The following is a 12,767-nucleotide window of genomic DNA, read 5'->3' on the forward strand; positions in this document are numbered from 1 at the left end:
GGCCAGCGGCCACGGACCGCAACCTCAATCTCCTAGACCACATGTCGCACATCACGTGGCGGACATGTGTCGCGGATCAGTTGGCGGATCACAGGTAGCTCGGCGCTGGCATCGTCGCCTACCCTGCGCGACGTGATCGCCTGGACGAGTACGCCGGATCGGGGCTCGCCGTGCTCGTCACTGGAGCGGCAGCAGATCGAGGTGTATCGTCTGTCGGGCAAGGCCAAATGCACGTGCATATGCCAAGGACGTACGGAAGGTTTTCACCATGGCGCACGTTTTTTTGTGCCTTGTGATCTCGGCCGGTGTTGTTGTCCCGGTCACCCGCCTCTTGATGTGGCGGGCGTGGCTCAAGTTCAATCTCAAGATCATCGAGAGCCAGTCCGATTCAGTTGACACCTCCAAGATCGCCGAGTCCTTCTTGCGCCCGGTCTTCATGCGCGGCAGGCGCTTGCCTGGCGTGTCGGTGGAGACCGGCCAAGAGCGTCTGGACCGAGGGACGGGTGAGCAGTCTTAGAAGGCCACCGGCCTCCCCAAACTCCGCGTGCACGATCTACGGAACACGGCGGCCTCGGTCTGGCTGGGGACTGGGGCTGACCCAAAGGTGGTCCAGCGGGTATTCGGACACGCCACCGCCGCGATGACCATGGACCTGTACGGGCACCTGATCGATCAGAACCTCTGGGATGCGGCTACGCGGGTTGGACAGGTCACCGGGGACACGCCGCCATCTCCTGGCTGGAACGACAGAACCCCCGGGCGAGGAAACTGGGTCCTGACCTGAGGGCTTGGGTGGAGCCGCCTGTCGGAATCGAACCGACGACCTTCTCATTACGAGGAAGAACGACACCGCCTCATGCAGCCTCTACCAGCGCTTTTGTTTGCGGTCGGCTTGCACCACGCCCCACCGATCACCATCAATTGACACCATTTCGCACCACGACCGGCACCACACTCGCGCTCGCGCAGGCCACCCCATCGGTGTTGTCACCGCGGGATCAGGCGCGGCCGAAGCGTCCCTCACCACAGCGGACCGAGGCCAGGTCTTCGATGTCGGCCGCCTCGACGTTCTCACACCGGCTGAAGCGAACGCGGCCGTCCGCGACACAGCGGCCTTCGCCGACGTCACGTTTGACCAAGATGCCGAGAGCACCGTCGTCCAGTTCTCTCAAGGCCACCCGCTGCGGCTTCAGCTCGCAGCCTTCGAACGTGGCGGGCCGCGCCCAACGGGGCGCGCCTGATCACCAACCAGGCGGCTCGGGTCGGTGTCGATCGTGCCCGTAGCAAGCTCGACCGGCAGATTCACGGCCCAGCCTGCCTTCAGGCGTAAATCATCGCATCGCGGCTGGTGCGCCTGTCAGCTCTGTCGCGAGATCACTGGGTTTCATTGACAGGGCCATCGACATAGCGGCGAGTTGTTTGAAGGCAAGCCTGTGTGGAGCAGGGGCGACCGCTGGAACCAGGCCCACCATGTTGATGACGGGATTGATGATCGCAGCGAACATGTGCGCCCTGCGGCTGTTGATGGCTAGACTCCGGACTCCGATGGTTTCGGTGCGGGGAGGATCGATGGTGATCGAGACTGGGATCGTGGTCGGCTACCTGGTCGGATGGGGGCTGCGGAAAGCGCGCCGAGTTGGTGCCAGGGCTGATGCCGTCGTCGACGAAGCACTAGACGCGGCGCTCGATAAGTTGCAGGACGCCGTGGATAGGAAGCTCCATGGTGATCCGGCTTTAGAGAAGTTGGATCTCGACATCTCGGGGCAGGGTCAGGTCAGCGAGCGGACGCGCCAACGACTGGAGTTGGCGCTTGAGGATGCCGCCGAGGAGGACCCCGGCTTCGCGGGAGAACTCGCGAAGTTGGTCGAGAACGTCCGTGCGGCAGAAGCATCCCGTGGGCAAGCGGCCGCATCCGGAGCGGGCGCGGCGGCCGTTGCCGGCGGCGTCAGTATTCGCGCGGATGACCATTCGGCGGCTGGCTGGAACATCGGCAACGTTACCTTCGGCGCAGACTCAGCTCGAGACTCCACGCCACGCGAGGAAGATGACGCGGGCCCTCGGTAGCCGGGCCGGTCCAGCGGCAGTCCGACCTCGGCGGCGACCAGCTGTCGCACGGCGGCGGAACCGTCGCTGCACACCACGGCGGCGTTGCCGCCGGTCACATCCACAACCTGCACTACTACGAGGCCGAGAGGCGTCGGCCGGCGGCCTCACATTACCTGCTTCGGATCGAGCAGATAGTCCCGCCGGAATTGAAGGAGCGGGAACAAGAACTTGCGGATTTGGCAAGATTCTGTCAGGACCCGGACCGCGGACCGTATGTATGGATTCGCGCGGATGCGTGGGCAGGCAAGTCGGCCCTGATGTCGTGGTTCGTCTTGCATCCGCCACCTGCCATAGAGGTGGTCTCGTTTTTCATCACGGCTCGCCAGGCAGGCCAGAGTGATCGATCCGCGTTCTTGTCCGCTGTGGCTGAGCAGGCCGCAGCCCTACTAGCAGACGAGAGTCCATTGCGTGGTGGTATTGCTGCCGACTCCCAGGTGTTGGACCTGCTCGCCCGGGCCGCCCGGCGATCTGCCGAGCGCGGTTGCCGGCTCGTGCTGGTTGTTGACGGGTTGGACGAGGACACCGGGGCAGCAGTGATGGGGCAAAGCATCGCCTCTCTGCTCCCCGCGAGACCTCGGTATGGAATGCGTGTAGTCGTCGCCGGGCGACCAAACCCTCCGATCCCCGCAGACGTCCCAAGCCACCACCCGCTGCGGGACCCGAGTATCGTCCGTTCGCTGACCAAATCGGCCGCAGCGGAAGTCACGCGCCAGCAGGCAGCCGCCGAACTCGATCGGCTCCTCGACGCCGACCAAGTGCACCGCGACATTCTTGGATTGATTACCGCCGCCGGCGGTGGTCTGTCTGCCCGCGACCTGCAGGAGATCAGCGGACATCCGCTACGACTCATCGAACGGATGTTGGAAAGCGGCGAGGGTCGCACGTTTGCGCCGCGCGCATCAGCCTGGTCACGCGGTCGCGAGGCCACCACATACATCCTCGGGCATGAAGAGCTGCAGAAGACTGCCGAGGACTACCTCACCGATTATCTACCCGACTTGCTTCACCAGGTCCATCGCTGGGCGGATAGCTATCGCCGAGGGGCCTGGCCGTCGAGCACACCGGAGTACCTGCTGAGCGGCTACTTCTCACTCTTGCGAGAAGGAGGTGACCTCCCTCGCATGCTCGAGCTCGTTCTGGACCAGGTCAGGCAGGACCGGCTGCTGGACGTCAGCGGTGGTGACTTCGCAGCACTCACCGAAGTCAATGCCACCAGCGATCTCATCAGCCACCATCCATCACCGGACCTGGCTACAGCGGTCCTGCTGGCTCGTCGCCGCAACCGGCTTGAAGATCGCAACGCCCACATCCCAGTGCGGCTTCCAGCGGTGTGGGCGGCACTTGGACAGCCCGTACGAGCCGAAGCCCTGGCTCGCACCATGAGCGACTCGGCTGCCCGGGCAGAGGCGTTGGCTAGCCTCGCCAGCACGCTGGCGGCGGCCGGGCACCTAGACGACGCTGCACGGTTAGCCGGGCTCGCCGAGCACGCCGCCCAGGACATCGCGTTCCCGCCAGACCAGGCAGAGGCGCTGTCCAGTCTCGTCGAGGTGGTGGCCGCGGCCGGGCTTTTCGAACGGGCTGAGCGGACCGCCCACACCATCACCGACCCGACCTACCAGGCAGAGGCGTTGACGAGCCTGGCCGCGGCGCTGGCCGCGGCCGGACAACGAGACGACGCCGCCCGCGTCGCCAGCCTCGCCGAGCAAACCGCCCAGACCATCACCGACCCGAGCGACCAAGCACAGGCGTTCACCGGCCTGGCCACGGCGCTGGCCGCGGCCGGACAACGAGACGACGCCGCCCGCGTGGCCAGCCTCGCCGAGCAAACGGTCAGCACCTTCGGCGCCCCGTCCTACGAGGCTAGGGCATTGGCGAGCCTCGCCAAGGCGTTAGCCATGGCCGGACAACGAGACGACGCCGCCCGCGTGGCCAGCCTCGCCGAGCAAACCGCCCGCACCCTAACTGACCCGAGCGACCAGCCGCCGGCGTTGATCAGTGTCGTCGAGGCGCTGGCCGTGGCCGGGCTCTACGAACGGGCCGAGCAGACCGCCGCCACCATGACCGAGCCGTCCTTCCAGGCATTGGCGTTGGCCAGTCTCGTCGAGGCGCTGGCCGCGGCCGGGCTCCAGGAACGGGCCGAGCAGGCCGCCCGCACCATCACCGTGCCGGTCTTCCAGGCAGAGGCGTTGACGGGCCTCTTCGAGGCGCTGGCCGCGGCCGGACAACGAGATGATGCTGCCCGTGTGGCCAGCCTCGCCGAACAAACGGCCCGCACCATGAGGGCCTCGGCCTATCAGACACGGGTATTGGCCAGCCTCGCCAAGGCGCTGGCCGCAGCCGGGCAAGGAGATGATGCTGCCCGTGTGGCCAGCCTCGCCGAGCAGACCACCGACACGATCACCGACTCAGCCGACCAGATGCAGGCGTTGGCCAGTCTCGTCGAGGCGCTGGCCGCGGCCGGGCTCCAGGAACGGGCCGAGCAGACCGCTCGCACCATCACCGAGCCGTTCTTCCAGGCATTGGCGTTGGCGGGCCTTGTCGAGGCGCTGGCCGTGGCCGGGTTCTACGAACGGGCCGAGCAGACGGCCAAAATCATCACCGACCCGACCTACCAAGCACAGGCGTTGACCGACCTCGCCGCCGCGCTGGCCGCGACCGGACAACGAGACGACGCCGCCCGCCTGGCCAGCCTCGCAGAGCAGACGGCCCGCACCATCACCGACCCGAGGGCCGACGCGCGGGCGTTGACCGGCCTCGTCGCGGCGCTGGCCGCGACCGGACAACGAGACGACGCCGCCCGCGTGGCCAGCCTCGTCGAGCAAACCGCCCGCACCATCACTGACTCGACTTTCCAGGCGGGGGCGCTGACCAGTCTCGTCAAGGCGCTGACCGCAGCAGGGTTCTACGAACGGGCCGAGCAAACCGCCCGCACCATCACCGACCCGACCTACCAAGCACAGGCCTTGACCAGTCTCGTCGAGGCGCTGACCGCAGCAGGGTTCAACGAACGGGCCGAACAGACCGCCCGCACCATCACCGACCCGGTCTTCCAGGCGCGGGCGTTGACCGGCCTCGCCGCCGCGCTGGCCGCGACCGGACAACGAGACGACGCCGCCCGCCTGGCCAGCCTCGCCGAACAAACCGCCCACACCATCACCGACCCGAGGGCCTACGGCGAGGCGCTGACCGGCCTCGCCGCCGCGCTGGCCACGGCCGGACAACGAGACGACGCCGCCCGCGTCGCCAGCCTCGCCGAACAAACCGCCCACACCATCACCGAGCCGTTTTTCCAGACGCGGGCGTTGAGCGGCCTCGCCGCGGCGCTAGCCGCAGCAGGGTTCTACGAACGGGCCGAGCAAACCGCCCACACCATCACCGACTCGAGGGCGCAAGCACAGGCGTTGACGAGCCTCGCCGAGGCGCTGGCCGCGACCGGACAACGAGACGACGCCGCCCGCGTCGCCAGCCTCGCCGAGCAAACCGCCCGCACCATCGCTGACCCGAGCGACCAGGCTCAGGCGCTGACCGGCCTCGCCGAGGCGCTAGCCGCTGCAGGGTTCTACGAACGGGCCGAGCAAACCGCTCATACCATCGCTGACCCGAGCGACCAGGCTCAGGCGCTGACCGGCCTCGCCAAGGCGCTGGCTATCGCCGGGCTCTTCGAACGGGCCGAGCAGACGGCCAACACCATCACCGACCTGACCTGCCAAGCACAGGCGTTGACGAGCCTCGCCGAGGCGCTGGCCGCGACCGGGCAACGAGATGAGGCCGACCGCGTCGCCAGCCTCGCCGAGCAATCCGCCGATGCCATTGCCGACCCAACGGACCAGGCACGGGCCCTGACGAGCCTTGGTGAGGCGCTGGCCGCGGCCGGGTTCTACGAACGGGCGGAGCACACAGCCAACGCCCGCGTCCCCCCGACACGCCAGGTGTCGACAATGATCAGCGCTGCTGAGGCACGGGCTGATTCAGGCTCGGTGACGCGTGGGCAGTTGATCGCAGCGAGAGCGTGCAAGCAGGGCAGTTGGCTACTCACCCTCGACCTGATAGGGAGGCTTGATTCCTCCGCACTTCGGACTGTTGCGAGGGATCTCACAGAAGAATTTGAGTGACGGCGATAGAGGCAACGTGAAGGTCGACAACTGCGTACCGCCAGGGGACCTGACGACCTTCCCGTTAGGCGGTAGTGAGCGGCCAGGCAGCTCCAGTGGACGCAGTGCTTGCCCGCCAGGGTCCCAGGCAGGCAGGACCCGAAACGACCACTCCGTCGGGCCACCCCTGCGTCGAGCTTAAACAGACCACCTCAAGGCAGCTCAGAAATTATCCAAATCATCCTGGAGTTTGTCGATATCCATGACGCCGGCCCTTGTCGCTTGGGATAGCCAGTAGTCAGCCGCCTCGGTGTCCGGCGGTATCTGGATTTTTGAGAATATAGTGTAGAGATTGACCATCGCGTAAGATTCGCCCGCCTCTGCGGCACGAGTCAACCATATCTTCCCGGCCGCGAGATCCGGCGGTTGCTGCAAACGGGCTAGAAGGTACCCAACGTTGTTCATTGCCACGAGGTTTCCCTCGTCAGCTGCCCGCGTGAACCAATACCGCGCCTTCTCTAAATCGGCCGCTGTTCGCGCCCTAGCATACTTCATACCCAGGACCAGCATCGAGCCAACATCGCCTTGCTGTGTCGCCGCCCGGAGGAGAAATTCCTCCATGCGCGTGGCAAGTGGGTCCGTCGCCGACGCAGGCGCGCCCTCTGCATGGTAGAAAAGATTCGACAAGCCGACCTGACTACCGGCCTCAGCCGCTTGGCAATACCATTCGAGCGCTTCCGCGATATTGTCTGGATTTTGCTTTCGAACAAGCTGCCCGAGGTTATTCAAGGCACCCTGAGCGCCATCGGCTGCAGCGACAAGAAGCCACTTGCGTGCTTCTTCGTAGTCTGGTGGATCATTCTCATATAACAGTATTCCTAGGGCATTCATTGCTCCTGAGTTGTTCAACTCTGCCCCTCGCCGGGCAGCGTCAATGGCAATCTCCTGAAAGCCTCGCTCAAACGCAGTCTTTGCGATGCCTGAGGCTTCATCCGGCTGCATGTAGTGAAACATTCGAGCCCAGAGATGCTGAGATATTTCACGAGAGGGGCTACCTTCACCATTGTCCGCAGCGACAAGATAATCAAACGGTCGATAGCCGCGTCGCTGATTCTCGATCATCTCTGTTACGACGACAGCCGCCCGTCCATGTCCAATTAGCGGGCTTCGACAGATCTGCACCGCCCTTCGAATTTCAGGCTTCGATGGGGCCAGTTCAGGATGCCGATCCTTGAGTGAATATTTTACTATATCTACGAGATCTTCTTCCTCGATAGCGCGCGGCATGCCAATACGCGTCCAGTCGATGACGACTTGGACTACCGCATACTGAATCGGTTCGTGATATTGGAGATCGCTATAGTGGTTAAGCAAGGCAGGCGCACATGCGAGTTGCTCAGCTAGGCCGACACCGGACAGGTCCACATTGGGATAGGCCTCGCGAGCAGCAGCCTGCTCGCGAGTATCTTCATCAGTTGGATGGAGTTCAATCTGCTTCGCCGCATTAAGCAGTTGTCGATCTGCCCGCGCCAGTTCACCTCCAGCCAGCGCCACAAGTCGAGCGCGCGCCTCGGTGCGAAGCGTCGCTATCACCAACAGTTCCCCGGGCCGGCGTTTCGCCTGACGTAAGACTGAGAGCGTGGACGGCTGAGCCATGAGATACCTATCAAGGTCATCGAGCCATAGGACAATACAGTCGTTCGTCTCCTGGATACGTGGATGCCCAACCAACTGCGCGAGTTCAGTCGGCACTGGCGCCGCCATCCTGGCGTTGGGGTGAGTTCTGTGCACAGCCTCGAATGCAGTGCGCGTTTTCCCCGATTTAGAGGGCCCGTACAAAATAGTCAAATGCCCTAGCGCCAGGGCAGCGCTCACACGTTCATCGACGTCGTTGTGGCTACGCAGTACGTAAGGATCCTGTTGTCCATGACTGTCTGCGTCGCCATAGTCAGACGGCGTGGCCCCCAGACTATAGGGATCGAGGTCTGAAGCCAGCGGAAGATCTCCGTCCGGCGTCAAGTCGACTTCCACCAACAAGTCCAGGAAATGGGGCGGATCAACTCCCCGTGTCGGCGAGCCGTAGGTGATCGTGACGTTCCCGCCGGCGGTTACGTCATTTAGGTGTGTGCCCTGTTGGCCCGCGGCAGTTCCGGGCTCTACTGCCGCGCGTGAGGGACCCCAGGCTTCTCGATACCTGCGTCAACGATACCGATATCGATTCCACCGGTTGTCTTACTGTCCTGGATGCTGACACCGGTCCCCACCGAGCGGACCTCCTGGATCCGAATGAATTCGGCCTCCACGCGAGCCAGATTTACGCCCACGACCGCGTCCACGGAGGTCCCGGCCGTTTCTCGCAGCGCCTTGACCAACGCCTGTGCCGCGTCCAACAACTCCTGCTCGGCGGCCGGATCAGCTGCCATGACGTCGCTCAGGCTCTCCACTACCGCAGCCTTCTGGGCCTCCGAGTCCGGCCGCCGCTCCAACGCCGCCACCTCGACACCACGCTGCCCTAGCAGGCCCCTTAACTTCGCATAGCAATCCTTCACCATCTGCGCAGCGGTGTCCTTCACTCCACTCACGGCACCCGCCACAACAGCCGCAACCACAAGCGACACTGGGTCCACCGACCCACCCCCAAACAACAACACCCCCGGGAGCGACGCTCCCTAACATGAACCGCAGTCTCTCTCACACCACGTCACCATGTCGACCCTCAGGGCCCCGCCCAGGCGAAGTTGGTGCGGACGATGGCGGTGATGCGCGATGGGTCGCCTCGCTGGCCAGCGACGGGCCACCGTTCTCACCAGGCCAGACGGCGGAACGTAACTGCCCACCGCTGCCCCTCGTCGACCGTCATTAACCACGCCGCTGCACGTGTATCGCACGCAGCCGGCGGACCCCAGTACACGCCGACGTTGTGGCCTCTCAGGTGAGCGAAGGGATGCGCTAGAGGAGGGCTTTGGCGAACTGGTCGTAGTGGGCGGTCCACCAGCGGCGCCGACGGTCGAACTTCTCGATGCCTCCCGTCCGGGTCATCCTCGCGACGGCGTTCGGGCCGCCCGCATCGAGGCTGCGTCGCGCGGCTGCTTCGATGCGGGCGAGGGCATCGTTCATGGCGGTGAGCAGTTCTGCCCGGCCGGCCCGGTCCAGTCCGTAGGCCTCGGCGACGAGTCGTAGCCGCGCTGGTCGGTCGGCGCGCAGCCAGCCGATCCGGTCCTGGTCGAAGTCGTCCTCGATCGGTACACAGAGGCGGGCGAGCTGGGCCACGTCGTAGATAGGGCGGCCAGGGGCGGCGAACTCGAAGTCGAGCAGCGCAACGGCGATGCCGTCACGGAAGACGACGTTCGAAGGCTCCACATCGTTATGGCACACGAGCGTCCCGCCCGCAGGGTCAGCCAGACTGTCGTTCCAGGTGAAACCCTGAGGGTCGAACTCGCGGGCGGCGTCGTGCAACCCGCGCAGCAGCCTGGCCGTGGAAGCCAGCGCGGTGTCGGACTGGCTCCAGTCCGGATAGGGCGCCACGGGGACCTCGCCCTCGATGAACACGAGGCGCTCGCGTCCGTCCTCGTCGATGCCGACTGGTATCGGGGCACCCTCGAATCCGGCGTCTTTACCGCCCGCAGGAAGGCGTGAATCGAACCCGAGTGCGGACTCGAGGGACGAAGCACATGCGGACCGACGCGGACGACCTGGCCCGCGTTCGCGATCCCGCCATCGAGCTGCTGCTCCGACACACCGCCACCTTGACAGACAGGTTGGTGCAGCCGCCAAGGAACCGGGCAGGTCGGCCGGGATCCGTACCTCGGTGGGGTCAATGCGCCGCTTGGGTGGTGTCATCGCCATTCCTGTCCCCCGGTCGGTGGAAGGGCGGCCACACGATGATCTTCACGCCTCGGACCGTGAGCCGGCGGTCCCGGTACGGGCAGAACCGATGGACTAGCAACGGGTGCATATTCGAAGTGTGCAGTATTCCCGTCCTCCTCAGTCGATCGGGGATCTGAGTTCGTGAGCGGTGTTGGATCAAGAGCGTGACCGGGCGACATCCCGGTCGAGCTTCGACATCTAAAACTCAAGCGCGTGTGAGCTCGTACGCCCGGAATATCCGCTCTTGGCCTGTGCACGAGACGACGTCGGCTACGGCTGTGTCCACGAAACCTCCACCGACCTCTACCTCGTCGCCGAGCCAGCAGGCCAGCTGTCCAGCTGTCCAGCTGCATCAATCAGGGCGGGTGTGCCGTCACGCAGCACGACACTCCAGCCTGGAGGCCAGGCCACATCGATATCGACGAGGCTTTCGACGCCGACTGCGGTGCCGACAGAGGTGCGGACTACCAGGCAGTTTGTTGAAGCGTCGATCTCGAGGGTTCCGAGCAACCCGGCCTGTAACGCCACGACGGGGGCTTCACGTTGAACAGTCAGCCCAGGCATCGGAGCATCGCTCTGCCTCGCGTCGCGATCCATCAGACCATCTCCAGGCTGTTGTACTAGATACATCAATGTTGCTGCGAACCCGTCTGCCCAGGTCAGTGGCTGGCGACGGTCCAACCCGCACTCGCGTTGCACCTCCCTGACCAGCGCGATTAGCCGATCCGGACCAACGAGCAATGTTGCATCAAGTGCAATTCATCCCGTTTATGCTCCGGAACATTCGCCCCGTCGCACTTCCCGCACCGCCAGACCCCGGCCATAGCACCAGAATGCGCCTAGATCTCAGCCCATGTCGCCATACGGCGACCTGTTCGGCGGCTCCAGGCTGATCGCCTCGGACTGCGCCTTGGACCTGATCGCGTCCTCACTGCGCCCGAGCTTCATGCTCATGACACCGACGGGCGTGTTCCCCTCGGCCAGCTCACGCAGTTCTTGCACCTGGTCGTCAGTCCACTCCCGGCCGCTGTTCGAACTGGTGTCCGCCATGGCCGGCTCCTCTCCCGGAAGATTGGTTGTTGCCTCCAGCCCCGGTACCCGGCCGTCACGCACCGACCAACGTCGGTCGGCTGTGCATCCGCTGCGGGCGTGGCAGGCTAGAACGCATGTGTGGTCGCTACGCGTCAACAGCCCGCCGGACGGACCTGCTCGAACAGTTCCAGGTCGACGACGACAAGGCCGACGAACTGAAGGGGCCGGACTACAACGTGGCCCCGACCAAGCTCGCCCCGGTCGTGATCTCCCGGCCGCCGGCCGACGGGCCGAGGGACGCAGACGCCGTCGGGCAGCTGCGGCTGTTCAAGTGGGGGTTGGTGCCGTTCTGGGCCAAGGACGCCAAGATCGGGAACCGGCTGGTCAACGCCAGGAGCGAGACCGTGCACGAGAAGCCCGCGTTCCGGGCCGCGTTCAAGTCGCGGCGCTGCCTGATCCCGGTCGACGCCTTCTACGAGTGGTTTGAGACCGACAAGATCAGCGAGAAGACCAAGAAGCCCCTCAAGCAGCCCTTCGCGTTCCGCCCCACCGACGGCTCGTCACTCGCGCTGGCCGGCGTCTACGAGGTCTGGAACGACAAGTCGCTGCCAGACGACGACCCGGCTGCCTTGTTGTGGTCGTACACGATCATCACCACCACCGCGACCGACGAGGTCGGCCGCGTTCACGACCGCATGCCAATGTCTATCGCCTCGGACGACTGGGGCCAGTGGCTCGACCCCACGGTCAAGGAACCAGACGACCTCAAGCCGCTGATGACGCCACCGACCGGGCTGGAGATCTACGCCGTGTCCACGGCCGTCAACGACGTACGGCGTAACAACGGCCCCCATCTCCTCGATCCCCTTCCGGCCTCTTGACCGCACCCGACACGCGACGCGCTTACGAGAAGGACCAGGAGGAGTGGATCTCGGCCGAACAGGCCGCCGCCGTCCTCGGAGTGAGCGAGAGCACCCTGCACCGGATGGCACGCCGCGGCCTGATCGAACGCGGCACCGGCTACGCAAATACCACCGCCCTGCCCTGGAAGCACTGCGCGGGCGCGGCGAACCGATCTCCCTCGGCGTCGCCGCGCAGATTCTGGGCCGCCCGGTCACCGAGGTCCGCGCACTCCTGGCGGCCGGCGAGCTAGGCCCCTGTGTCAACGCGACCTTCCCGGTCTACCGGCGTGAGGTCGAGCGGTATGCCGAAGCTCACCCACCACCCGTGGTCTCGACGTTCCGGCTCGGGCAGGCGAACGCGGAGAAGGCGGCAGAGCTGCTCGGCTATCCAGACGCACCGGCCAGCGGTTCGCCAGAGAAGGCCGGCTCCCGTGTGAACGCGATGCGCGGGGACGGTACTGGTTCCGGCCTGATCACCTCGCCTTGTATCTGAGGGCGCGGGAAGCTGAACAAGAGCATGATGTCTGGGCGTAGTTTGGGTGTCCTGTGGAAAGTGTCGGCGGCTGCTGGGATCGTGTTTTGGTATGGAGCTGAGAGGCAGCGACTTCGACCGCATCCGCCGTGAGCATCTGCGCGGGGTGAGGGTCACCGATTTCGCGCGGGTGTGGCTGGCCGCCGAGCGGCGCGCTGACGCTCTGAAGGTCGACGGGCGCGAGGACGGCTACCTGGCCGGCGTGCAGTGGACGTGTCGCTGGATCGCTAATGGCGA

13 protein-coding genes and 1 pseudogene are annotated in these 12,767 nt (G+C 65.1%); 8 read left to right on the forward strand and 6 right to left on the reverse strand.

Annotated features, from left to right (window positions below; translation table 11 throughout):
* Nucleotides 1-268 precede the first annotated feature (268 nt).
* Together ACGFH6_RS44415 and ACGFH6_RS44420 are read left to right on the forward strand one after the other, a co-directional pair.
* Nucleotides 269-517, forward strand: coding sequence for a hypothetical protein (locus tag ACGFH6_RS44415; protein WP_393397398.1), 249 nt, complete (start codon nt 269-271; stop codon nt 515-517).
* A 21-nt stretch (nt 518-538) separates the two neighbouring features.
* Nucleotides 539-784, forward strand: a pseudogene (locus ACGFH6_RS44420) (tyrosine-type recombinase/integrase); the annotation flags it as partial.
* Between the two features lie 214 nt (nt 785-998).
* Here ACGFH6_RS44420 and ACGFH6_RS44425 read toward each other — a convergent pair.
* A complete protein-coding gene (locus tag ACGFH6_RS44425; protein WP_393397401.1) occupies nt 999-1,178 on the reverse strand; it encodes a hypothetical protein in 180 nt (59 codons plus the stop codon).
* A 391-nt stretch (nt 1,179-1,569) separates the two neighbouring features.
* Between ACGFH6_RS44425 and ACGFH6_RS44430 the strand changes: the two genes are divergently transcribed.
* Nucleotides 1,570-2,064, forward strand: a complete 495-nt coding sequence (locus ACGFH6_RS44430; protein WP_393397404.1) for a hypothetical protein — start codon at nt 1,570-1,572, stop codon at nt 2,062-2,064.
* A 188-nt stretch (nt 2,065-2,252) separates the two neighbouring features.
* Nucleotides 2,253-6,218: a hypothetical protein gene (locus tag ACGFH6_RS44435; protein WP_393397407.1), complete on the forward strand. Its 3,966-nt coding sequence runs from the start codon at nt 2,253-2,255 to the stop codon at nt 6,216-6,218.
* A gap of 201 nt (nt 6,219-6,419) precedes the next feature.
* Here ACGFH6_RS44435 and ACGFH6_RS44440 read toward each other — a convergent pair whose 3' ends face one another.
* The 5 genes from ACGFH6_RS44440 to ACGFH6_RS44460 form a co-directional block, all read right to left on the reverse strand.
* A complete protein-coding gene (locus tag ACGFH6_RS44440) occupies nt 6,420-8,228 on the reverse strand; it encodes a hypothetical protein (RefSeq protein ID WP_393397410.1) in 1,809 nt (602 codons plus the stop codon).
* A 125-nt stretch (nt 8,229-8,353) separates the two neighbouring features.
* The gene (locus tag ACGFH6_RS44445; RefSeq protein WP_393397413.1) at nt 8,354-8,824 is read right to left on the reverse strand and encodes a hypothetical protein; all 471 of its coding nucleotides are present in this window, start codon (nt 8,822-8,824) and stop codon (nt 8,354-8,356) included.
* 322 nt (nt 8,825-9,146) lie between these two features.
* The gene (locus tag ACGFH6_RS44450) at nt 9,147-9,746 is read right to left on the reverse strand and encodes a phosphotransferase (RefSeq protein WP_393397416.1); all 600 of its coding nucleotides are present in this window, start codon (nt 9,744-9,746) and stop codon (nt 9,147-9,149) included.
* Nucleotides 9,747-10,367: 621 nt separating this feature from the next.
* The gene (locus ACGFH6_RS44455) at nt 10,368-10,661 is read right to left on the reverse strand and encodes a hypothetical protein (protein WP_393397419.1); all 294 of its coding nucleotides are present in this window, start codon (nt 10,659-10,661) and stop codon (nt 10,368-10,370) included.
* 249 nt (nt 10,662-10,910) lie between these two features.
* Nucleotides 10,911-11,114, reverse strand: a complete 204-nt coding sequence (locus ACGFH6_RS44460) for a hypothetical protein (RefSeq protein WP_393397422.1) — start codon at nt 11,112-11,114, stop codon at nt 10,911-10,913.
* A 116-nt stretch (nt 11,115-11,230) separates the two neighbouring features.
* Between ACGFH6_RS44460 and ACGFH6_RS44465 the strand changes: the two genes are divergently transcribed.
* The 4 genes from ACGFH6_RS44465 to ACGFH6_RS44480 form a co-directional block, all read left to right on the forward strand.
* Nucleotides 11,231-11,977 (forward strand): SOS response-associated peptidase, encoded by a 747-nt coding sequence (locus ACGFH6_RS44465; protein WP_393397425.1) that lies wholly within the window; start codon nt 11,231-11,233, stop codon nt 11,975-11,977.
* Between the two features lie 80 nt (nt 11,978-12,057).
* Nucleotides 12,058-12,249 carry a hypothetical protein gene (locus ACGFH6_RS44470; protein ID WP_393397434.1) on the forward strand — a complete coding sequence of 64 codons (192 nt, stop codon included), beginning with the start codon at nt 12,058-12,060 and terminating at the stop codon, nt 12,247-12,249.
* 74 nt (nt 12,250-12,323) lie between these two features.
* Complete coding sequence (locus tag ACGFH6_RS44475; protein ID WP_393397428.1) at nt 12,324-12,491, forward strand: hypothetical protein; 168 nt, start codon at nt 12,324-12,326, stop codon at nt 12,489-12,491.
* Nucleotides 12,492-12,582: 91 nt separating this feature from the next.
* A partial coding sequence (locus ACGFH6_RS44480) for a hypothetical protein (RefSeq protein ID WP_393397431.1) occupies nt 12,583-12,767 on the forward strand: 185 nt, incomplete at its 3' end.

The organism is Kribbella sp. NPDC049227, from assembly GCF_043197265.1.
GTDB lineage: Bacteria > Actinomycetota > Actinomycetes > Propionibacteriales > Kribbellaceae > Kribbella.